The sequence below is a fragment of the Namhaeicola litoreus genome (assembly GCF_042679565.1).
Lineage (GTDB): Bacteria > Bacteroidota > Bacteroidia > Flavobacteriales > Flavobacteriaceae > Namhaeicola > Namhaeicola litoreus.
The window spans coordinates 736250-757439 of the sequence record NZ_JBHTMY010000003.1; the positions used below are offsets into that span (position 1 = coordinate 736250).

The 21190-nt window shown below is 36.6% G+C and carries 19 protein-coding genes; 13 read left to right on the plus strand and 6 right to left on the minus strand.

The features are described 5' to 3' along the window. Window positions 1-39: 39 nt before the first annotated feature. The 3 genes from ACFQ39_RS10560 to ACFQ39_RS10570 are packed head-to-tail and all read left to right on the plus strand — an operon-like array spanning window position 40 to window position 1645. Entirely contained in the window at window positions 40-258 is a 219-nt protein-coding gene (locus tag ACFQ39_RS10560) for a DUF2752 domain-containing protein (RefSeq protein WP_377179994.1), read from the plus strand. Between the two features lie 10 nt (window positions 259-268). Then, window positions 269-592, plus strand: a complete 324-nt coding sequence (locus ACFQ39_RS10565) for a CCC motif membrane protein (protein WP_377178825.1) — start codon at window positions 269-271, stop codon at window positions 590-592. A gap of 9 nt (window positions 593-601) precedes the next feature. Further along, window positions 602-1645, plus strand: coding sequence for an alkane 1-monooxygenase (locus ACFQ39_RS10570; protein ID WP_377178827.1), 1044 nt, complete (start codon window positions 602-604; stop codon window positions 1643-1645). A 5-nt stretch (window positions 1646-1650) separates the two neighbouring features. Here the strand turns inward: ACFQ39_RS10570 and ACFQ39_RS10575 are convergent, their stop codons facing one another. The 6 genes from ACFQ39_RS10575 to ACFQ39_RS10600 form a co-directional block, all read right to left on the minus strand. Beyond that, complete coding sequence (locus ACFQ39_RS10575) at window positions 1651-2517, minus strand: hypothetical protein (RefSeq protein ID WP_377178829.1); 867 nt, start codon at window positions 2515-2517, stop codon at window positions 1651-1653. 88 nt (window positions 2518-2605) lie between these two features. Further along, entirely contained in the window at window positions 2606-3355 is a 750-nt protein-coding gene (locus tag ACFQ39_RS10580; RefSeq protein ID WP_377178831.1) for an acyl-[acyl-carrier-protein] thioesterase, read from the minus strand. 92 nt (window positions 3356-3447) lie between these two features. Beyond that, window positions 3448-5241 (minus strand): acyl-CoA dehydrogenase family protein, encoded by a 1794-nt coding sequence (locus ACFQ39_RS10585; RefSeq protein WP_377178833.1) that lies wholly within the window; start codon window positions 5239-5241, stop codon window positions 3448-3450. Window positions 5242-5258: 17 nt separating this feature from the next. Next, on the minus strand, window positions 5259-6440 hold the full coding sequence (locus ACFQ39_RS10590) for an acetyl-CoA C-acyltransferase (RefSeq protein WP_377178835.1): 1182 nt from the start codon (window positions 6438-6440) through the stop codon (window positions 5259-5261). 65 nt (window positions 6441-6505) lie between these two features. Then, window positions 6506-8860, minus strand: coding sequence for a 3-hydroxyacyl-CoA dehydrogenase/enoyl-CoA hydratase family protein (locus tag ACFQ39_RS10595; RefSeq protein ID WP_377179996.1), 2355 nt, complete (start codon window positions 8858-8860; stop codon window positions 6506-6508). 73 nt (window positions 8861-8933) lie between these two features. Beyond that, window positions 8934-9368: a MarR family winged helix-turn-helix transcriptional regulator gene (locus ACFQ39_RS10600; RefSeq protein ID WP_377178837.1), complete on the minus strand. Its 435-nt coding sequence runs from the start codon at window positions 9366-9368 to the stop codon at window positions 8934-8936. Window positions 9369-9479: 111 nt separating this feature from the next. Between ACFQ39_RS10600 and ACFQ39_RS10605 the strand changes: the two genes are divergently transcribed. The 10 genes from ACFQ39_RS10605 (at window position 9480) to ACFQ39_RS10650 (ending at window position 21110) form a co-directional block, all read left to right on the plus strand. Then, the gene (locus ACFQ39_RS10605; protein ID WP_377178839.1) at window positions 9480-10175 is read left to right on the plus strand and encodes a hypothetical protein; all 696 of its coding nucleotides are present in this window, start codon (window positions 9480-9482) and stop codon (window positions 10173-10175) included. Window positions 10176-10240: 65 nt separating this feature from the next. Continuing rightward, window positions 10241-11173: an ABC transporter ATP-binding protein gene (locus tag ACFQ39_RS10610; RefSeq protein WP_377178841.1), complete on the plus strand. Its 933-nt coding sequence runs from the start codon at window positions 10241-10243 to the stop codon at window positions 11171-11173. After that, window positions 11170-12474 (plus strand): ABC transporter permease, encoded by a 1305-nt coding sequence (locus ACFQ39_RS10615; protein ID WP_377178843.1) that lies wholly within the window; start codon window positions 11170-11172, stop codon window positions 12472-12474. The genes ACFQ39_RS10610 and ACFQ39_RS10615 overlap by 4 nt, the downstream gene beginning before the upstream one ends. A gap of 632 nt (window positions 12475-13106) precedes the next feature. Then, window positions 13107-14270, plus strand: a complete 1164-nt coding sequence (locus tag ACFQ39_RS10620; protein ID WP_377178845.1) for a sigma-54-dependent transcriptional regulator — start codon at window positions 13107-13109, stop codon at window positions 14268-14270. A gap of 499 nt (window positions 14271-14769) precedes the next feature. Continuing rightward, window positions 14770-15639: a PPK2 family polyphosphate kinase gene (locus ACFQ39_RS10625; protein ID WP_377178847.1), complete on the plus strand. Its 870-nt coding sequence runs from the start codon at window positions 14770-14772 to the stop codon at window positions 15637-15639. A gap of 345 nt (window positions 15640-15984) precedes the next feature. Continuing rightward, window positions 15985-17100, plus strand: a complete 1116-nt coding sequence (gmd, locus tag ACFQ39_RS10630) for a GDP-mannose 4,6-dehydratase (protein WP_377178849.1) — start codon at window positions 15985-15987, stop codon at window positions 17098-17100. A gap of 75 nt (window positions 17101-17175) precedes the next feature. Then, window positions 17176-17550, plus strand: a complete 375-nt coding sequence (locus ACFQ39_RS10635; protein ID WP_377178851.1) for a GxxExxY protein — start codon at window positions 17176-17178, stop codon at window positions 17548-17550. A gap of 49 nt (window positions 17551-17599) precedes the next feature. Next, window positions 17600-18736: a GDP-L-fucose synthase family protein gene (locus tag ACFQ39_RS10640; RefSeq protein WP_377178853.1), complete on the plus strand. Its 1137-nt coding sequence runs from the start codon at window positions 17600-17602 to the stop codon at window positions 18734-18736. A gap of 316 nt (window positions 18737-19052) precedes the next feature. Next, on the plus strand, window positions 19053-20015 hold the full coding sequence (locus ACFQ39_RS10645; RefSeq protein ID WP_377178855.1) for a Gfo/Idh/MocA family protein: 963 nt from the start codon (window positions 19053-19055) through the stop codon (window positions 20013-20015). 804 nt (window positions 20016-20819) lie between these two features. Then, window positions 20820-21110, plus strand: a complete 291-nt coding sequence (locus ACFQ39_RS10650) for a GIY-YIG nuclease family protein (RefSeq protein ID WP_377179998.1) — start codon at window positions 20820-20822, stop codon at window positions 21108-21110. The last annotated feature ends 80 nt before the right edge of the window (window positions 21111-21190 follow it).

A 21190-nucleotide genomic window follows, 5' to 3' on the forward strand; every position in this document is an offset into this window, starting at 1 on the left:
TTGTTGGCATGTCAATGGAAGAATATGGGCATGGAATGTATGGGTTGTGGTTTACAGCGGTCAATTCTTTTAATTTTAAAAGGAGATTTTGCAGAGGCATTTTATATGTATCCCGCCATATATACCTTATTTATAATGTTCGGGTTTTTACTTCTCCATTTAAAGTTTCAATTCTCAAAAGGGCATAAAGTTTTACTTTATCTCTTTATACTTAATTTATTCATTATCATTGTAAATTATATTTTAAAAATCATTTAAACAAACCATTATGAAAGAAAAATTACCTCATTCACATGCCGCATTGATTCTAGGAATAGTTTCTATAGTTACTGCTTGTTGTTGCTATGGATTTATTGGAATTATTACAGGTGTTATAGGATTGTTACAGGCCAATAAAGCCATTGCAATTCATAATGAAAATCCAGATTTGTACCAAGGAATAAACAATGCAAATACAGGAAAAACAACTTCTATTATAGGAATTATCGTGGGTGTCCTAGCTTTGATTTGGGTAATATATTTATTCAGTTCAGGACAATACGAGGTAATGATGGAACAATATCAACAAATAATTGAAGAACAAATTAACTAGTTTCATTTTATGATCGGTCAGTGGTTAAAAGACCTCAAATATCTAGCCGCCTATATCAATCCGGCCTTAGCTGTTTTTGGTTTATATGCAGGTGGTATTTGGAGCTTCACCAATGTAATCTTTGTTTTTTTAATGGTTCCATTGATCGATCACTTTTCAAAAAATAATCCTAATAATCTCAGTGAAGATGAGAAAGTAAGTAAGGGAAAACAAAAGTATTTTGATTGGATTTTATACTTCAATTTGCCCATACTTTTATTTGTTATCCTTTTGTTTGGTACTTTCTTAGATCAAAAAGATTTTAGTTTAACAGAGATAATAGGCAATACATGGTCTGTAGGCATTGTGGTAGGTACTTGTGGAATTAATGTGGGCCATGAGTTAGGCCACAGAAAATCTAATTTTGACCAATTAATGGCGCAATTATTATTGACACCTGCGTTGTATACTCATTTTTTTGTTGAACATAATCGGGGTCATCATAAATATGTTGCTACATCCATAGATCCGGCTACGGCTCAGAAAGGAGAGATCTTGTACTTTTTTTGGTTTAAATCAATTTTAAAAAGTTATATGAGTGCTTGGAATATACAATTAAACTTGTTGAATAAGAAAAATTTATCTTTTTTGAGTTTTAAGAACACCATGTTAAATTTAACATTCTTAATGTTGTTTTATTTAATAGTCCTATTAACACTTTTTAGTTTTGTCACGGTAATGATTATAGTTTGTTCTGGAATAATTGGTGTATTATTATTAGAAACTATTAATTATCTAGAACATTATGGTTTAAGGCGAAATACTTTACCCAACGCAGGTTTTGAAAGGGTAAAACCAAAACATTCATGGAATGCAAATTTCAATTTTGGAAGAATTGTGTTATACGAACTAACCCGTCATTCGGATCATCATTTTTTAGCAAGTAAAAAATACCAATTATTAGACAATCACGAGGATTCTCCTCAATTGCCCTATGGATATCCCGCAATGATGTTGGTAGCCTTGATACCGCCTCTGTGGTTTAAAATAATGAATCCGCGTTTGCCAAATTAGTTTAATTATTCCGCTGCTACCACAGCCATTTTTGTACCATCTGGACTGATTGTTAATCGTGTAATATTTTTTAATCCGATGTCAGAATTGATCTTTACAGGCATCCAATCTTTATCTTGTTCAGGTCTAAATTTGAAGATTTGATTTCCTTTCGCCATAAATATGGTTCGATTATTTGTAAAAGCTAAATCTTCAGAACCCTCAAGAGCATCAACGATGTATTCTAATTTGTTCGTTTTGGGGTGAACCCGATAAATTTCTGGAACCTCGTGATTGTAGTTAATAAATCCAATTAGATCTGTTCCGGGAATTCTTTGAAATGATCGACCGATATTTTGTTGGATGGGATAAAGTATATCGTATTTAAAATTCTTAATAAACAAAGCGTCCGTATCGCCCGCAATAAAACAGATCATTGCAGACTTATCGTACCAATCATAGTAAACAATTTCATTTTCTGTGAAGAGGGGTTTGGGTGGTTTTTGCTTGAAAGTGTATTGAAAAACCTTTTGGTGACCAATAGAATCAGACTTAGCTGCTGTAAACCATTTTTTTTTATCGGGATATGGAAGTGGTGAAACTTCATTTTCTGGAGTATCTGTCAACCATTTTCTAAAGTCTAATTTAATATCATACAAAGCTATATCGGCTTGATTATCTCTAAAAGAGGTAAACAGAACAGACTCTCCATCTAAAGTAAATGCTGGCTGATTGTCATAACCAGGATTATTAGAAATATTTATGGGATTATTCAATTCATAACTGGTTTCAGTTTGCACCAATTCGAATAAATAAATTTCTGATGCTTCCTGCGAAAATATAGAAGCAACAAAAAGACTCATAAAAATTACGAGGGGAATTTTTATGTTCATATTTTAAGCTATTTTAATACACTAAAAACAAAGATAAACTTAAATTATTTTAAATGTGTTCCATATCTAAGAAAACATTTTATAAATTTTAGTTAATTGGTGACCAGTGGGTTATAGCTGTAGCGCAAACTTTATTTGTGTCAATATTTTTAATGGTATGCAAAAAGCTATTCTCTTCAGAACCTTTTCTTGTGTAATTTATCAAGCGATCTTTTAGTCTTGCTTCTCCTAAAAATCGACCATCTATTGCCGTTAGAGCATAATTTTCAATATAATTCTTGGGTATAGAATCCATAAGCCAATCCAAATATCTAATATTGTTTACGTGCTCATTCATATCAGTATCATAGCGCTGTACTTTAATTTTGGTTTTGATATCGCCTGATTCAATTTCTGGAATGACTTTTCCTAAATCACAGGCTATACTTACTTCTTCAAAAGAAGACCATTTTGTTTTGATTTCTTCAAAAATACGAATCGGACGTCTTCTGCTGATATCGAAAAAGATCCACAGTCCTTTCGCTTTTCCTATAACATTTCTTCGTTCATCATAAATAATATTTTCTCTTATTCCTTTCACACTGCTGTACTCAGACATCCAAGTTTTTATGATAATATTTTCTTTGTATTTAGGATATCTATACATCTCTAAACAACCCGAAACCAGAACCCATCCCATATTCTTATTGCCTAGTTGGTATAAGCTATGGTCAATGATTTCGCAGTGATCTGCGGCTGTTTCTTCTAACAGCGTAAGCATAGAAGAAGGGGTAATTGTACCTTGTTTATTCATCTCAAAATACCTCAAAGCAAACTCTTTTTCAAAAGTATTATTCAATTTTTTTTCCGATTTACGCGTACAATTCATGTTTGATAATTTATTTAAAAATGGATAAAAAAAATCCCGCAGAAGCGGGACTATTTTCATATTTAAAAGCAATAGCAATTCGCTTCAATTACCATAGCAGCAATTTCTTTACGCCATTTTATAGGGTTTGGCGAGTTTGCATATTTTGTAAAACGCTTTAAGCCCATCAACATCATTCTTTCTTCATCGCCATCAGCAAAATAGGCAATTGCTTCTTTTCCTTTTTCGGAAATAACATTAACGGCCTTATACAAATTGAGTTTTGCCATTAATATCTGACCACTGGCTTCTTTATCTGATGTCATTTGAGCCAACTTATCAGCTTTTAATATGGCGCTTTCCGCCATATAAATTTCGATCATTACCTCGGCTGCCGCCATTACTAATTGCTGATGATTTTCAAGATCCATTCCAAAAGATTGTACAGCTTTGCCTGCAATCATTAAAAAGGCTTTTTTAAGTTTCGCCAACATTTCTTTTTCTTCGCTCAATCTTTCGCTATAATCTGGGATGTCAAATGAAGGAATTTCCATTAAACTATTTCCAACAGCCATTGCCGGAGTGAGTAAATCTATGCTGCCACTCATCGCTTTTTTGAGCAACATACCCACAGTAAGCATTCTGTTGATTTCATTGGTTCCCTCATAGATTCTTGTAATTCTGGCATCTCTCCAAGCAGATTCCATGGGTGTTTCTTTAGAGAAACCCATTCCACCAAAAATCTGAATGCCTTCATCAGTAACATACTGACTCATTTCAGAAGCATAAACTTTAAGTATGGCCGCTTCAATGGCATACTCGCTAAAAGCCTCCAATTCTGCTTCTTGGTGCGACTTACCTTTGGAAAGTAAGTCGTCTATATAGTTTTGGATATCTTTTGCTGCTCTATATGAGCCTGCATCACTAACAAATAATCGTGTACTCATATCCGCTATTTTAGCTTGGATGGCACCAAATTGTGCGATAGGGGTCTTAAATTGAACCCTTTCATTGGCGTATTTTACTGATTCAGTAATCACTCTTCGTCCTGCATCGAGACATGCAGCTGCCAATTTTATTCTTCCCACATTTAAAGAATTAAGCGCAATCTTGAATCCTTTTCCTCTTTCAGATAACATGTTTTCAACAGGAATTTTTGTATCGTTGAAAAATACTTGACGGGTTGATGAGGAAATGATGCCTAATTTATTTTCTTCTTCTCCAAATGTAACACCGTTAGGGTTGTTCTTATCGTAATCTAAAATAAAACCAGTAATGTTTTTATCGTCTTCTATTCTTGCAAACACGATAAAAATCTCAGCAAATCCAGCATTAGAGATCCACATTTTCTGACCGTTAATCAAATAATGTTTCCCGTCTTCAGATAATTTAGCAGTTGTTTTACCAGAATTGGCGTCGCTACCAGCTCCTGGTTCTGTTAAACAGTAAGCTCCAAATTTAGTTCCTGATGTGAGTTGAGGCAAATACTTTTTTCTTTGCTCTTCTGTTCCATATAAAAAAATAGGCATTGTACCAATACCTGTATGTGCTCCATAAGCAGTACCCACGGAACCTGTAGCGGCAGAAATATAATCTGTAACTAGCATTGTTGACACAAATCCCATACCCAAACCACCGTATTCTTCAGGAATTGAGATGCCTAAAAATCCCATTTCACCGGCCTGACGCATAATTTGCTCCGTTAGTGCGTAGTCTTTATTTTCAAATCGTTCTTTATTTGGCCAAACTTCGCGATCGATAAAATCAACCACGGCTTCCTTCATCATTTTTTGTTCTTCCGTAAACTCTTCTGTAATATATACTGAATCACTTGATACTTCCTTGATCAAGAATTCGCCTCCTTTAATTACTTTCATTTCGTTCTTATTTGATTTTATAGTAGTTCGTATATTCCGGCAGCACCCTGTCCTGTTCCCACACACATGGTAACCATTCCGTATCTGTTTTTTCTTCGTTTCATTTCATTAAACAGTTGTACAGAAAGCTTGGCACCAGTACAACCCAATGGATGCCCAAGTGCTATGGCTCCTCCATTTACATTAATTTTATCTTTATCCAAGCCTAACTCTTTAATCACAGCCAATGATTGAGATGCAAAGGCTTCATTAAGTTCTATAAGGTCAATATCTTTTTGTTTTAAACCTGATTTTTCTAAAGCTTTTGGAATAGCTTTTACAGGTCCAATTCCCATAATTCTAGGTTCTACGCCTACGGCTGCATAAGAAACCATTCTCGCGATTGGTTCAAGTTTTAATTCTTTGACCATATCCTCGCTCATAACAAGTACAAAAGCTGCTCCGTCAGACATTTGTGATGAATTTCCAGCCGTTACAGAACCGTGATTCGCAAAAACAGGCCGAAGTTTTGCCAAAGCATGGGTTGAAGTATCTTTTCTAGGACCTTCATCAACTGCTACCGAGTAGCTTTTTGATTTTCTTTTGCTTGACTCATCAAGAAATATTTGTTCAACAGAGATAGGAACAATGTCATCTTTAAACGTATCATTTTCTAGGGCTTTGATTGCCTTTTGATGCGAGTTAAATGCAAATTCGTCTTGCGCTTCTCGAGATATGCCAAATTGATCTGCTACGGCTTCCGCTGTTAATCCCATCCCCCAATAATAGTCTTCATGCCCTTCTTTTGCAGATTTGTAATTTGGGGTAGGGCGGTAGCCTCCCATAGGAATATAACTCATACTTTCTACTCCGCCAGCAATGATACACTCTGCCATTCCAGATTGAATTTTTGCTGTTGCAATGGCAATTGTTTCTAATCCTGAGGCGCAATATCTGTTCACCGTTACTCCTGGTACTTCATCTGTTTTTAATCCCATCAAAGAAATCAGACGTGCCATGTTTAATCCTTGTTCTGCTTCCGGCATTGCATTTCCTACAATGACATCGTCTATTCTCGATTTGTCCAATTCAGGAACTTGCTCTACTAAATAAGCAATTGTTTCAGCTGCCAATTCATCTGGTCTTTTGAATCTAAAAACTCCTTTAGGTGCCTTACCAACTGCCGTTCTGTATCCTTTAATAATATATGCTGTTTTCATGTATGTTAGATGTTAGTTTGAAGTATAAACAGATAAATCTCAATATTGACTCTTCTATTTTTACCTTAGTTTCTTAAAGGTTTTCCTGTTTTTAAAGTATGCTCAATTCTTTCCAATGTTTTTCTTTCAGTCAATAATGACAAGATTGCTTCACGTTCAAGATCCAATAAATATTGTTCGCTAACTTCTGCTGGTTCAGAGAGGTCGCCTCCAGCCATAATATATGCCAGTTTATTCGCGATTTTCCTATCGTGTTCAGAAGCATACTTACCACTTACCAAACTATCGCTACCCACCATAAACATGCCAAGAGCTTGTTGACCTAATACCGTTACTTTTTGAGGAGTAGGTTGGGTATATCCATTTTCCAACATTTCCAAAGCCAACCTTTTGGCCGTTGCGATCTGTCTGTCGGCATTTACTACAACTACATCTTTCCCTTCTTTAAAATAACCCATATCAAAGGCTTCATAGGCAGAAGTTGCCACCTTAGCCATTGCAATATTGATAAAGGCATCTCTCATTCTATTTAACTTGACATCGTCCTTTACCCAAAGATCTGAAACTCGTTTTGTCATCTCTTTAGTTCCCGCTCCTGCAGGAATTATTCCCACACCAAATTCTACCAAACCGATATAAGTTTCGGCAGCAGCAACGACTTTGTCTGCATGTAAACTCATTTCACAAGCACCACCAAAAGTCATTCCTCTTGGAGTAATCAATGTAGGGACAGAGGAATATCTCAAGCGCATAACCGTATCTTGAAACATTTTTGTTGCCATGTTCAATTCATCGTATTCTTGCTCGATGGCAAGCATAAAAGCCATGGCTAAATTGGCGCCAACAGAGAAGTTTGCGGCTTGATTACCCAAGATCACTGCTTCGTATTCTTGTTCAGCCAGATCTATTCCTTTGTTGATGGCTTGCAAGACACCACCGCCAATGGTATTCATTTTCGATTGGAATTCTACATTTAATACACCTTGTCCTAAATGCTGAATACTTGCTTCTTTGTTAGACCAAACCGTTTTAGCTTCTCGTATATTATCCAATATGATAAAAGCGTCTTGCCCTGGAATTTCTTTCATTGATTGTGAAGGAATATCATAAAAATATTTTTTCCCCTCTTTTACCATATAGAAAGGAAGATTTTTTTCAGATAGCGTTTTTATCCAATCATGAACAGGATAACCCTCTTTTTCCATCAAATTCATTCCTTCTTTAACACCAATTGAATTCCAAATTTCAAAAGGACCATTTTCCCATCCAAAACCAGCTTTCATGGCATCATCTATACGGTACAATTCATCGGATATTTCTGGGATTCTATTTTGGACATAAGCAAACATGGCCGCAAAATTCTTGCGATAGAATTCACCAGCTTTGTCTTTACCTTTGATTAAAACTGGAAACCTATCAATAACTTTGTCGATTCCTTTAGTACTCTCTAAAGTGGAGAATTTCACTTTTGAACCAGGCCTATAGGTCAATGTATCTAAATCCAAGCCGTGGATTTCAGATTTTCCTTTCGCATCTACAACTTTTTTGTAGAAACCTTGTTTTGTCTTGCTACCCAACCATTTGTTATCCATCATTTTTTGGATAAATTCGGGTAATTTAAAAAGATCGTGTGCTTCATCTTTCGGCACATTTTCATATAAACCATTGGCCACATGTACCAAAGTATCTAAGCCTACAACATCTACAGTTCTAAAAGTCGCCGATTTTGGTCTTCCTATTACCGGGCCGGTAAGTTTATCTACTTCTTCAATTGTTAAGCCGAGTTCTTTTACACTGTGAAATAAACTCATAATCCCAAATATCCCAATGCGGTTACCTATGAATGCGGGTGTGTCTTTGGCTAAAACAGAGGTTTTACCCAAAAATTTCTCTCCATAATTCATTAAAAAATTAACCACTTCAGGATCACAATTTGGTCCGGGAACTACTTCAAATAATTTTAAATATCTGGGCGGATTGAAGAAATGGGTGACAGCAAAATGTTTTTGAAAATCTTCACTGCGGCCTTTATTCATGAAACTAATCGGAATGCCTGAAGTATTTGAAGTAATCAAGGAGCCGGGGGAACGGTATTTTTCAATTTTTTCAAATACCTGCTGCTTGATATCTAATCTTTCTACAACTACTTCAATGATCCAATCATAATCTTTAATTCTGTGAATATCATCTTCTAAATTTCCTGTAGATATTCTCTCGGCAAATTTTTGGTTATAGATAGGAGAGGGGTTTGATTTCAAAGCTGTCTGTAAACCGGTGTTTACGATTCTATTTCTTACAATCTTACTTTCTAAGGTTAAACCTTTGGCTTTTTCCTGTTCATTGATTTCTCTTGGAATGATATCTAAGAGTAAAACTTCCACACCAATATTGGCGAAATGGCAAGCTATCCCGGACCCCATGATTCCAGATCCTATAACGACTACTTTTTTAATATGTCTTTTTTTCACTTTATAAAAGTTTAGTTTGTTCGTACTAAAAAATGGCTTTTTCTGAAATGAGCCTGTTTATCAATTCAGTTACTTCAAAAAAATGTTCAATTTTAGATTCGTCTATGTTTTCTTTGATTGAATTATTAAATTGTAAAACTGTATTTTTTGAAATTTCTCTTTTTTCTTTTCCCAAGGCCGTAAGTTTAATTAGGACGCCTCGACCATCTTCTGGATTTTTCTCTCTGTAAATGAGTCCTTTTTCTTCCATATTTTTCAATATCCTGGATAAACTCGTTGATTCCATGCCCATAGAGGGACCTAGGGCAGTAGAGGGAGTGCCTGTATCTTGATCAATATACAACAAAGCCATACCCATGGCCATAGTACTTTCGTGTTTCATTGCCTGCTCATTATATGACTTGGCTACCGATTGCCAAGTTGCTCTTAGAGCATGATCTATGGTTTTTTCCCTTTTCATTGTTTCAAAGATAAAAAAATATATTATGCACGCATAGTATATTTGAAAATTTTGTTTTTTTTCCTGAGAGTTATTTGTAAATTAGGCGTCAGCAATGCTCAAATAAAATTCATGGAAATACGCCAACTCATAGGGAAACTAATAATTCAAGAAAATATTAGTCCGATAGAAAGAAATAAAATACCCAACACATTTGTCATTAACATACCCAATCCGCTTGCATCTTATTACGGTAGATTCACAGCGATAGAGAAACCACACTCCATTGTTTTTGTAACAAAAGAACCCGCGTCTTTTGAAAAAATATTGCGTGCAACCACCAAAATCAATAAAGAAACGGATTTTGATATTGCGGGGGCGAAATGTGAGATTACCATTGGTAAGAAAAAGTACAGTGGGATTCGAGTGAAACGAATTAACAGACACAATTTTATCGAAGAAGTACAGCGTTTGTATCAAAAAGAGGGTTTTGAATTTGCCAAACCTGTTCGAATGAAAGAAGATACTGATGCTTTAGTGAGGGTGAATAAATTTTTTACCATAAAGAAAATTACTGATCATATTTGGCAATCAAATGGCAATCCTAATCGATATTATATTCATATTCCTAAATACATAGATTGGAATGAATTTAGAGATGTAACCTTTGATATCAAGAACAATGTCTCTGTAACAGGCTATGATGTAGCAAAAGGAATCTTTTATGAGAATAATGGTATCACAGAGATGGTAAGGATAATTAAACCGGATATTACTGAAGCTATGGTAAAAGAAATTTATGAAAAATACAGAGATAGACTTTCGTAAATCAATCAAAATTTAATCGAGCTGTTAAGCGTCAAATTTATATATTTGGCGCTTAATTGTTTTATATGCCCTCAATTCTGATTACAGAAAATATCGTTAAAAACTACGGCGATTTTAAAGCACTCAATAATATTTCAGTAGAAGTACCCACCCAAAGTATATTTGGCTTATTAGGTCCCAATGGAGCCGGAAAAACAACTTTGATCAGAATCATCAATCAAATTACCATGCCCGATGAAGGGAGAGTGATCTTTGACGGAAAACCGTTGTTGCCCGAAGATGTCGGTAATATTGGATATTTACCAGAAGAGAGGGGTCTGTATAAACGCATGAAGGTTGGAGAACAATGTATTTATTTGGCACAGCTTAAAGGCTTGTCAAAACAAGATGCAAAACTAAGGTTAAAATACTGGTTTGATAAGTTTGAAATTGGTAATTGGTGGGATAAAAAAGTGGAAGAATTATCAAAAGGAATGGCTCAAAAGGTTCAATTTATTGCCACTGTAATGCATAAGCCCAAATTACTCATTTTTGATGAACCTTTTAGTGGTTTTGACCCAATCAATGCAAATTTGATCAAAGACGAGATTTTACAATTAAAAGAAGAGGGAGCAACCATTATTTTTTCTACCCATAGAATGGAATCTGTTGAAGAATTGTGTGAATATATTGCACTTATTCATCAGTCGAATAAAATTATAGACGGGAAATTATCCGACATCAAAAAAGAGTTTAAAACACATACTTTCGAGGTAGGTTTGCACACTGAGGATAAAGATTTTTTATTCAAAGACCTAAGTCAGAAATTTATGGTTGAACCCGCAAATTTTAAATCATTAGAGGACGATTTGAAACTGAGAATTAAATTGTCAGATGAAGAAACGGGTAGTGAATTGATTCGATATTTAAACAGTAAATCTACCATCAACCATTTTGTGGAAGTGATTCCCACTGCCAGTGATATTTTTATTCAAGCCGTTAAACAACACAGTTTATGAAAAAGTTAAAACTAATAATAGAGCGTGAGTTCCTGGCAAAAGTGAGAAACCGGTCGTTTATTGTCATGACTTTTTTAAGTCCTTTAATAATGATAGGAATGATCGCCTTGGTTGCTTTTTTATCTAAAAGCAGTTTGGAAAAAAGGAGTGTTGTTGCCTATGTGGATGAGTCGGAATTATTTACAGAGGAAGATTTTTCAGGTAGATCCATTGATTTTATGAATTTGTCGGAGGTTGGTATTGAAAAGGCCAAGACAATTGTGATGGAAGCTAATCAAGATGGATTGCTCTATATTCCTAAAAAGGACAGCCTTAATGAAATGGCCTCATCCATTCAGTTTTTTTCTAAGGAAACGCCCGGAATGGTATTAATGGGTGATTTAGAAAATACCATCGAGAGAAAGTTGGAAAAGGAAAAGATGGAACAATTGGGTATAGACCTCCAGAAGTTAGATCAGGCAAATATCGACGTAGAAATTAACATGTCAAATTTTGTTGGTGAACGTTCCTCTAAAATGATCAACGGAATTAAAGTTGCCATGGGTATGGGCGCAGGTTATTTGATCATGATGTTCATTATTATTTATGGCGCTATGGTGATGCGCAGTGTCATTGAAGAGAAGACAAGCAGAATTGTTGAGGTCATCATTTCTTCGGTAAAACCATTTCAATTGATGTTAGGTAAAGTATTGGGAACAGCAGGGGCAGGTTTACTGCAATTTTTTATCTGGGCTGTGATACTTTTGGTTTTGTTTTTCGGATTGAGTTTCTTTTTTGGCGTCGAGTTGGGAGGTATGAATCAGGCTCAAATGACCCCGGAACAAATGGAGATTTTAAAGCAAAACGATTTTCAGTTTGCCATGGAAGAAGTAATGAAACTACCCATTATTAGCATGTTTTTTTGGTTTATTTTATTCTTTTTGGGCGGTTATTTATTGTATAGTTCTTTGTATGCGGCCATAGGTTCAGCCGTAGACAATGAGACAGATACCCAGCAGTTTATGATGCCCGTGATCATGCCTTTGATGATTGGTGTTTATGTGGGATTTGCCACGGTAATCAATGATCCGCATGGAACCATCGCAACTATTTTTTCTTTTATTCCTTTTACCTCTCCAATTGTCATGTTGATGAGGATTCCTTTTGGAGTGCCCTGGTGGGAAATAGTAATTTCATTAATCATTTTATACATCACTTTTTTTGTAGTGATTTGGATTGCTGCAAAGATCTACCGTGTTGGTATATTGATGTACGGGAAAAAGGCGAGTTATAAAGAGCTTTGGAAGTGGATTAGGTATTAGGTATAAAGTTAAAAGGATAAAGTTCAAGGGACAAAGGATAAAGTTTCTGCCTATAAAAGGGAAAGTGGATCAACTTTAACTTTTTTCCTTTAAATACTTACTTCAATAACACAAATGGCATAGATAAAAAATTGTTATGTGTTTATGCAAAGAAAGTTAAGTCCAAGAATATTTGAATTTGTGGTAAATATTTTAAAACTAACTCGCAATTTGAGCAATTCAACTGAGTGTAATGTTATTAAATATCAACTTATAATATCAGCTGCTTCTTCTGGAGAAAATGTGAGGAATCCCATGGCGCCGGTTTAAGAGCAGACTTTTCTCATAAAGTTAGAATTGCATTAAAAGAAATTTCTAGCGAAAACACTTTGGATCTTGAAGTCCTTCTTTCTGAATTCGTAGAATTAAAAAATATTCTATATGCTATAGCTAACAAATCTCGTAAATAATTTTCTACACAAAATCTCCGGAAGCTAAACCTCTTACTTCTGTTGTCCTTATTCTTTTTCATTGTCCTTTTTTTATTCTTTGTCCCTGCCCTGGGCAGGCAGGCTTTATTCTTTGTCCTTTATTCTTTGTCCGTTATACTTTAAACCATATTTTTGCTAGATACTAGAAAAACAAACCGAACTATGTCCAGAATCCTAATCGTAGAAGACGAAGCTGCCATCAGAAGAGTTTTGACTAAGATTATTTCGAATGAGTACAAAGATTATCAGATTGAAGAGGCTGAGGATGGTGCTATGGGCTATCATATGATCGAAAAGGCGGATTATGACTTGGTATTATGCGACATTAAGATGCCCAAAATGGATGGCGTAGAAGTACTCGAAAAAGCGATGAAAATCAAACCGGAGACTCCTTTTATCATGATCTCGGGTCATGGTGAATTGGAAACTGCCGTAAATAGTATGCGTCTCGGTGCCTACGATTACATTTCAAAGCCACCTGACCTCAATCGCTTGCTGAATGCGATCAGAAATGCCTTAGATAAGAAGCAATTGGTCACTGAAAATAAAATCTTAAAAAGTAAGATCAATAAGAACACCGAAATGATCGGTGAAAGTAAGGCAATTTTAAAAATAAAAAATATTATTGATAAGGTAGCACCAACTGAAGCACGAGTACTGATTACCGGGCCTAATGGTAGTGGAAAGGAATTGGTAGCGCATGCCCTCCATTATCAAAGTCAACGTGCCAATGGACCTATGATCGAAGTGAATTGTGCGGCAATTCCTTCAGAATTAATTGAAAGTGAATTGTTCGGACATATGAAGGGTTCGTTTACTGGTGCCAACAAAGATAGGGCCGGAAAGTTTGAGGCAGCAAATGGAGGAACTATTTTCTTAGATGAAGTGGGGGATATGAGTTTATCGGCGCAAGCCAAGGTGCTGAGGGTACTGCAAGAAAACAAAATTACCCGTGTTGGGAGTGATAAGGATATTCAGGTTGATGTCAGGGTGATTGCTGCAACGAATAAGAATTTACAAAAGGAGATCGATAAAGGAAGATTTAGAGAAGATCTTTACCACAGGTTAGCGGTCATTTTGATCGAAGTTCCTTCTTTGAATGAAAGACCGGAAGACATTTCACTTTTGATCGACTATTTTGTCAAGCGCATCGCAGAAGAACAAGGTGTTTCTCCCAAACAATTTAGTGAAGAGGCGATCGAGTTGCTGAAAAATTACCAATGGACAGGAAATATTCGAGAATTGAGAAATGTGGTGGAAAGATTGATGATCTTGGGCGGACAGGTTATTTCGTTGGAGGATGTACAGTTGTTTGCGAGTAAATAAGTTATACTTATCATTTTTTAAGTTGAATGACCACCCCGGTACTTCGTACCACCCCCAGCCAAAGGCTGGCAGGCAGGTTCCTGAGAGGAGGGGAATAATAGTTGTCAATAACCTTTTCTAAAACAAGTCAAGGGCATCTCCTCCTCTTAGGAGGAGCCTGCCTGCCGCAGGCAGGTACCCGAAGGCTTGCCTGCCGGAGGCAGGGGGAGGTGGTAAAAGGAATATCTTTTAAACAAATTAATTACCACCCCGGCTTTTCAGCCAGCCCCATCCTATTTCTGACAGGCAGGCGGGCTCCTGAGAGGAGGGGATGAGTTTAATTTGTTTTTTAGACTGAAGTTTATATAACCACCCCGGTACTTCGTACCACCCCCTGCCTCGCCGGCAGGCGGGCTCCTAAAAGGAGGGGAAGGTTTTTTAGTAAAATAGCTTCAGATATCTTTTAACTCCTCATTTTTTCTTACTTTTCTTATTTCATATCAATGTAAATCATTTACCTATGCCAAACCCCTATCAAGTCAACCAAACCATAAGTCTGGCGCATTTAAAAACTAAAGAGGTTATTCCCAATGCCAAAGACAAACTCAAAAAAGTAAGAAAGAAACTCGCGAAGATTCAGGATACCATGTATGCGCATAACAAATACAGTGTACTCATCTGCCTACAAGGAATGGATACCGGAGGAAAGGACAGTCTGATCAGGGAAGTCTTTAAGAATTTTAATACGCGTGGAATTAATGTTCATAGTTTTAAACAGCCCACAAGTCAGGAGAAAGAACACGATTTTATTTGGCGACACTATCTCGCTTTACCTGAACGAGGAAAATTTGCGGTCTTTAACCGTACCCATTACGAAAATGTGCTGGTTACCCGTGTGCATCCTGCATATATTTTAAGCGAAAATATTCCGGGTATTGATGATGTTTCTCAAATAGATGAAACATTCTACCATCAGCGCATGGAGCACATCAATCAATTCGAAAAGCATTGGAGCGACAATGGGATGATTATTTTGAAGTTTTATCTACACCTCTCTAAAAAAGAACAAAAAAATCGTTTGTTGCGGCGTATTGAGTTACAAGAAAAAAACTGGAAATTTAGTTCCGGAGATCTCGAAGAAAGACAATTATGGAACAAATACATGTTTTGTTATGAGGATATGCTCAACCGCACCTCAAAAAAGGATGCGCCATGGTTTGTGATTCCGGCAGATGACAAAGATTCTTGTCGCTTAATCGTGGCTGAAACCATTTTAGAGACCTTGGAAAGATATACAGATATTCAGGAACCGGAATTAGACGAAAAGACCTTATCTCAATTAGAAGAATATAAGCAGTTGTTGCGCAGTGAGGATGAACATAAGCTGTAAAGAAAGTATAGTATGTGTTTTGATCCATTTTGAACAGGTTCATAAGTAAATTCCAGATATTGATTTCCATACACTATCCATACACTATCCATACTCCATCTATGCTTTATCTATACACCATCTAAACTTGATAAAATTGGTTTGTTTTTTATTTGGATTAAGCACTTTATTTAGCGATTTTTGTTTTTTTAATATTAAGTTTTATCACGAAATATAGCTCAGATAAGCATAAATGGAATGAACTTCATACAATGATTAGAAAATTCATACGTTAAGTAAGGTGAGTTGAAAATTTTCATCACCTCAAATAATTATAAATCCCCAAAAAAAATTTAACCCAAAACCATGCAAAAAATAGCTTTAATAACAGGAGTCACAGGACAAGATGGTGCTTATCTCAGTGAATTTCTCCTCAAAAAAAATTATATCGTTCACGGAATTAAAAGAAGGTCTTCTTTATTCAATACAGATCGAATCGATCATTTGTATCAAGATCCACATATAGCCAATCAAAATTTTGTGCTTCATCATGGAGATATGACGGACAGTACCAATTTGATCCGCATTATTCAGGAAGTACAACCTGATGAGATCTATAATCTGGCTGCGATGAGTCATGTACACGTTTCATTCGAAATGCCTGAATATACTGCCAATGCAGACGGTATTGGTACTTTGCGTTTATTAGAAGCGATCCGGATTTTGGGCATGGAGAAAAAAGTGAGGATTTATCAGGCTTCGACTTCAGAGCTCTACGGAAAAGTGCAGGAAATCCCCCAAACAGAAAAAACACCGTTTTATCCCAGAAGTCCGTATGCCGTAGCAAAAATGTATGCCTATTGGATCACAGTAAATTACCGCGAAGCTTATGGAATCTATGCGTGTAATGGGATTTTGTTTAACCATGAATCACCCATTAGAGGAGAGACTTTTGTGACGAGAAAAATAACACGAGCCACTTCCAAAATTGCCTTGGGGTTACAAGATAAATTGTACTTAGGAAATTTAGATGCCAAAAGAGATTGGGGTCATGCGAAAGATTATGTGCGGATGATGTGGATGCTATTGCAACACGAAACCCCTCAGGATTGGGTAATTGCCACTGGAAAAACGACGACCGTAAGAGATTTTGTTAAAATGGCTTTTGCTGAAATAGGTGTTGAGTTGGAATTTAAAGGAAAAGGTGTAGATGAAAAAGGGTATATCAAATCTTCAAATCACCCTAACTATAAAGTTGAGATAGGAAAAGAGGTTGTAGCCGTGGATCCGCGTTATTTTAGACCTACTGAAGTTGAATTGCTGATAGGCGATGCAAGTAAGGCGAAAGAAGAATTGGGCTGGGTTCCACAATACGATTTACAAGATCTGGTAAAAGATATGATGAAAAGCGATTTAAAACTCATGCAAAAAGACAGGTATCTGCATGAAGGAGGTTATGATGTGTTGAATTATTTTGAATAAAATAGTTTTTTCACAAAAGACACAAAGAAGTCACCAAACACTCAGAGGAAAAACAATAATTTTGTTGGTAAATATATGATTACAGAAAACGATCTGGCTTTTAAAGTGATAGGTGCTGCGATAGAAGTACACAAAAGGCTTGGTCCGGGATTGTTGGAGTCAGCTTATCAGGAATGTTTGGCTTTTGAGTTAAAAAAGAGCGGTTTAAAAGTAGAAAAGGAAGTTCCTAGGCCTATTGTGTATAAAGAGATTCAACTCAATCATGGATATAGAATAGATCTTTTAATCGAGGATTTATTGGTAGTTGAATTAAAAACAGTAGAGACATTCACCGATGTTCATCTTGCACAAGTGCTAACTTATTTAAAATTGGGTGGATACAAACTGGGTTTACTTATTAATTTTAATGTAACCAAATTATCAGAAGGTATAAAACGTGTAATCCTGTAATCTTTGTGTTACTTTGAGATTTCTTTGTGTCTTTTGAGCAACAAAAAATATGAGAAAAGATTCTAAAATATATATTGCCGGACATCGCGGACTTGTAGGTTCTGCGATAATGAAAAACCTCAAGGCAAGAGGTTACCATCATTTTATTACCAGAACACATAAAGAGCTCGACCTGAAAGATCAAAGGGCTGTCGCAGATTTTTTTGAAAAAGAAAAACCTGACTACGTTTTTCTGGCGGCGGCTAAAGTGGGTGGTATAGTGGCGAATAATACCTATAGAGCGGATTTTATCTATGAAAATCTGATGATTCAAAATAATGTGATTCACCAGAGTTATTTGCATAAGGTAAAAAAATTATTGTTCTTAGGATCTACATGTATATATCCGAAAAACTGTCCGCAGCCCATGAAAGAGGAGTATTTACTCACTGACGAATTGGAATACACCAATGAGCCCTATGCTTTGGCTAAGATTGCTGGAATAAAAATGTGTGAGAGTTATAATATCCAATATAAGACCAACTTCATCGCCGTACAACCTACAAATTTATACGGACCCAACGATAATTTTGATCTTGAAAAATCGCATGTTTTACCCGCATTGATCCGGAAAATTCATCTGGGAAAAGCTTTGGAAAAAAATGATTGGAAAACGATAAGAGAAGATATCGATAAGTTACCCATCGAAGGAATTAACGGACAGAATTCAGAAGAAGAAATTCTAAAAGTCTTATCTGCTTACGGTATTAGTTCCTCACCTTTTAAGGGAGGTGCCCAAAGGGAGAAGGGGTCAGATGCCATATCCGTTGAAATCTGGGGCTCCGGGAAACCCATGCGCGAGTTTTTATGGAGTGAAGATATGGCTGATGCTTGTGTACATTTGATGGAAAATGTAGATTTTAAAGACATTATTTCTAATGATGTGGAGAGATCGAGTTCCCAAAAAGAAATCCGAAATACCCATATCAACATCGGAACAGGAAAAGAAATTTCGATCAAAGAATTGGCCGAGACCATCAAAAAAATAGTTGGTTTTAATGGAGATCTTGTATTTAATGCAGAAAAACCAGATGGAACCATGAGAAAATTGACTGATTCTTCAAAGCTGAAAAAATTGGGCTGGAAATATTCGGTTGAGTTGGAAGAAGGGATTGAAAGAATGTATAAGTGGTATGTGAGGGGGTAGTGGGATTATGCGGTTATGCGGTGATGCAGTGATACGGTGATGCAGTTATACGGTTATGCGGTTATGGAGTGATACGGTGATGCAGTAGTGCGGTTTTTGTGGTGAAAGGGTGAAGGAGTGCCTGACCGCCGGGGCGGGAAAGAGTGAAGAGTAATGTTGAGAAATTTTAATAATGATCGGTTTTGTTATGAATTTGTAACTTAACTAAGGAGGGGCTATAAAAAATCAAACAAGAAAAGTGTGGATACTTTACAATATTAGCATATCATCACAGTAAAATGATTTCAAGCATTTTTTAAGGATAGAATTACATATTATGAAAAACTTCGCCATGATCGGAGCGGCGGGCTATATCGCTCCAAGACACATGAAAGCCATCAAAGAAACAGGAAATGATCTCGTTGCTGCGATGGATAAATTTGACAGTGTAGGCGTTATCGATTCCTATTTTCCCAATGCTTCTTTTTTTACAGAATTTGAAAGGTTCGACCGACATATAGATAAACTCAAAAGAACCGGTCATCAATTAGATTATGTTTCGATCTGTTCTCCCAATTATTTACACGATGCACACATCCGTTTCGCCTTACGACAAGGAGCTGATGCCATTTGCGAAAAGCCATTGGTGCTGAACCCCTGGAATATGGATGCGTTGGCTCTGATAGAGAAAGAAACAGGTCATAAGATTTATAATATATTGCAGCTCAGGGTGCATCCCAGTATTATTGCTTTAAAGGAAAAAATCGAAAATGGGCCTAAGAACAAGGTCTATGATATAGATCTCACTTATCTCACTTCGAGAGGAAAATGGTATTACACTTCCTGGAAAGGAGATCTATCTAAATCAGGAGGAATTGCCACCAATATTGGGGTTCATTTTTTTGATATGCTTTCATGGATCTTTGGTAGTTTGAAAAAAAATACCGTGCATATCAATACACATGATCGCTCAGCCGGTTTTTTAGAGTTTGAAAAAGCCAGAGTTCGATGGTTCTTATCCATCAATTTTGACCTATTGCCTGATGATGTCAAGGCCAAAGGACAAACCACTTACAGATCGATAACCATAGAAGGTGAAGAACTGGAATTCAGCGGAGGATTTACCGATTTGCATACTACTTCCTATGCCGATATACTGCATGGTAAAGGTTATGGTCTCGAAGCGCCGCGCCAGGCTATTGAGATTGTGCATACCATCAGGGTATCAACACCTATTGGTCAGAAAGGAGATTATCATCCTTTTGCTTGTAAGCCCTTGGTGGCACATCCTTTTGCTTAAACAATTGTTACCTGAAGTGATTCCGAGGTAGTGGGTTGATTTCGTTTTATAGTTCTCGATACCCGCCACGACGGGCAAGCTCTGGTTTGTGACACGTATCTGACAAACTTACCACATCAAAGCATCATCTAAACAGAGGATGGCAGGTAGTGGTTAGAGAAGACAAGTCTTTCAATAATGTAGCCCGAAGCTTGCAACTACGGGGTTTATATCTTCTTTTTTTCATCGATAAAAAAAGAAGCAAAAAAATCTAGGCTGCAAATAAAAATGAACTCGACCTTTATCAATGCTAAATGCGACCAGGTGATTTCCTCATCGCCAATCGGAACTTCCTGGTCTTACCCCGCCTACGGCGGGCAATTATGCATTGATCTTGATCTTCATCCATTTTTATTTGAGGCCGGTCTTTATTTCACCGTTCACAATACCCGCCAAGGCGAGCAGGCACGGCCACAGCGGGCAAGTTTATGAGCTGTGGCGAATTCGTCGAAGAGGGCTGTAATTAGTATGTCATATTCAAGCCAATAAATTTCTATAGGGTTCGGGCATTTTATTAAATATGTTTTTTACCACCTGCCCCTGCCTCCGGCAGGCAGGCTCCTCCTAATAGGAGGAGAAATTTATGACAAATTTTATATAAGGACATCCCCTCCTCTTAGGAGGGGTGGCTGAAAGCCGGGGTGGTTATCCTCTCAGGAGCCCGCCACAGCGGGCAAGCATCGCTACGCGTCACTCGAACTGACAAAGGATATGTTGACGTATTCGATATAAATGCATAACAGAGTAGATTGAAATAATAAAATGATGGAAATTTACTCTGTGTATATTCTGCTTTGTAGTGATAAAACCTATTATACAGGGATTACTTCTAACCTTGAGAAAAGGTTGGAGCAGCATCATTCAGGGTATTTTGTCAATAGCTATACCTCTTCAAGAAAACCGGTAAGACTTGTTTATTATGTTGAATTCACTGATGTTCAATTGGCTATAGATTCTGAGAAAAAGATTAAAAAATGGTCGCGCGCTAAAAAGGAAGCATTGATTAATGGGGCGTATGAAAAACTTCCTAATTTGGCAAAAAAGAAGTTTAAATAAATTTTTCGTTGGTTCTCGATATACCGCTGCGCGTCACTCGAACTGACAGGAGGATTGTCACCTCGAGTGATCTTGAGGAT

Excerpts from the sequence above, each read along its gene's own strand:
- ACFQ39_RS10575 (WP_377178829.1), bottom strand. The coding sequence starts at position 2,517 with ATGAACATAAAAATTCCCCTCGTAATTTTTATGAGTCTTTTTGTTGCT.
- ACFQ39_RS10565 (WP_377178825.1), top strand. The coding sequence starts at position 269 with ATGAAAGAAAAATTACCTCATTCACATGCCGCATTGATTCTAGGAATA.
- ACFQ39_RS10650 (WP_377179998.1), top strand. The coding sequence starts at position 20,820 with ATGGAAATTTACTCTGTGTATATTCTGCTTTGTAGTGATAAAACCTAT.
- ACFQ39_RS10585 (WP_377178833.1), bottom strand. The coding sequence starts at position 5,241 with ATGAAAGTAATTAAAGGAGGCGAATTCTTGATCAAGGAAGTATCAAGT.
- ACFQ39_RS10595 (WP_377179996.1), bottom strand. The coding sequence starts at position 8,860 with ATGGGGTCCGGGATAGCTTGCCATTTCGCCAATATTGGTGTGGAAGTT.
- ACFQ39_RS10645 (WP_377178855.1), top strand. The coding sequence starts at position 19,053 with ATGAAAAACTTCGCCATGATCGGAGCGGCGGGCTATATCGCTCCAAGA.
- ACFQ39_RS10640 (WP_377178853.1), top strand. The coding sequence starts at position 17,600 with ATGAGAAAAGATTCTAAAATATATATTGCCGGACATCGCGGACTTGTA.
- ACFQ39_RS10570 (WP_377178827.1), top strand. The coding sequence starts at position 602 with ATGATCGGTCAGTGGTTAAAAGACCTCAAATATCTAGCCGCCTATATC.
- ACFQ39_RS10605 (WP_377178839.1), top strand. The coding sequence starts at position 9,480 with ATGGAAATACGCCAACTCATAGGGAAACTAATAATTCAAGAAAATATT.
- ACFQ39_RS10625 (WP_377178847.1), top strand. The coding sequence starts at position 14,770 with ATGCCAAACCCCTATCAAGTCAACCAAACCATAAGTCTGGCGCATTTA.
- gmd (WP_377178849.1), top strand. The coding sequence starts at position 15,985 with ATGCAAAAAATAGCTTTAATAACAGGAGTCACAGGACAAGATGGTGCT.
- ACFQ39_RS10615 (WP_377178843.1), top strand. The coding sequence starts at position 11,170 with ATGAAAAAGTTAAAACTAATAATAGAGCGTGAGTTCCTGGCAAAAGTG.
- ACFQ39_RS10620 (WP_377178845.1), top strand. The coding sequence starts at position 13,107 with ATGTCCAGAATCCTAATCGTAGAAGACGAAGCTGCCATCAGAAGAGTT.
- ACFQ39_RS10635 (WP_377178851.1), top strand. The coding sequence starts at position 17,176 with ATGATTACAGAAAACGATCTGGCTTTTAAAGTGATAGGTGCTGCGATA.
- ACFQ39_RS10560 (WP_377179994.1), top strand. The coding sequence starts at position 40 with ATGGGTTGTGGTTTACAGCGGTCAATTCTTTTAATTTTAAAAGGAGAT.
- ACFQ39_RS10590 (WP_377178835.1), bottom strand. The coding sequence starts at position 6,440 with ATGAAAACAGCATATATTATTAAAGGATACAGAACGGCAGTTGGTAAG.
- ACFQ39_RS10610 (WP_377178841.1), top strand. The coding sequence starts at position 10,241 with ATGCCCTCAATTCTGATTACAGAAAATATCGTTAAAAACTACGGCGAT.
- ACFQ39_RS10600 (WP_377178837.1), bottom strand. The coding sequence starts at position 9,368 with ATGAAAAGGGAAAAAACCATAGATCATGCTCTAAGAGCAACTTGGCAA.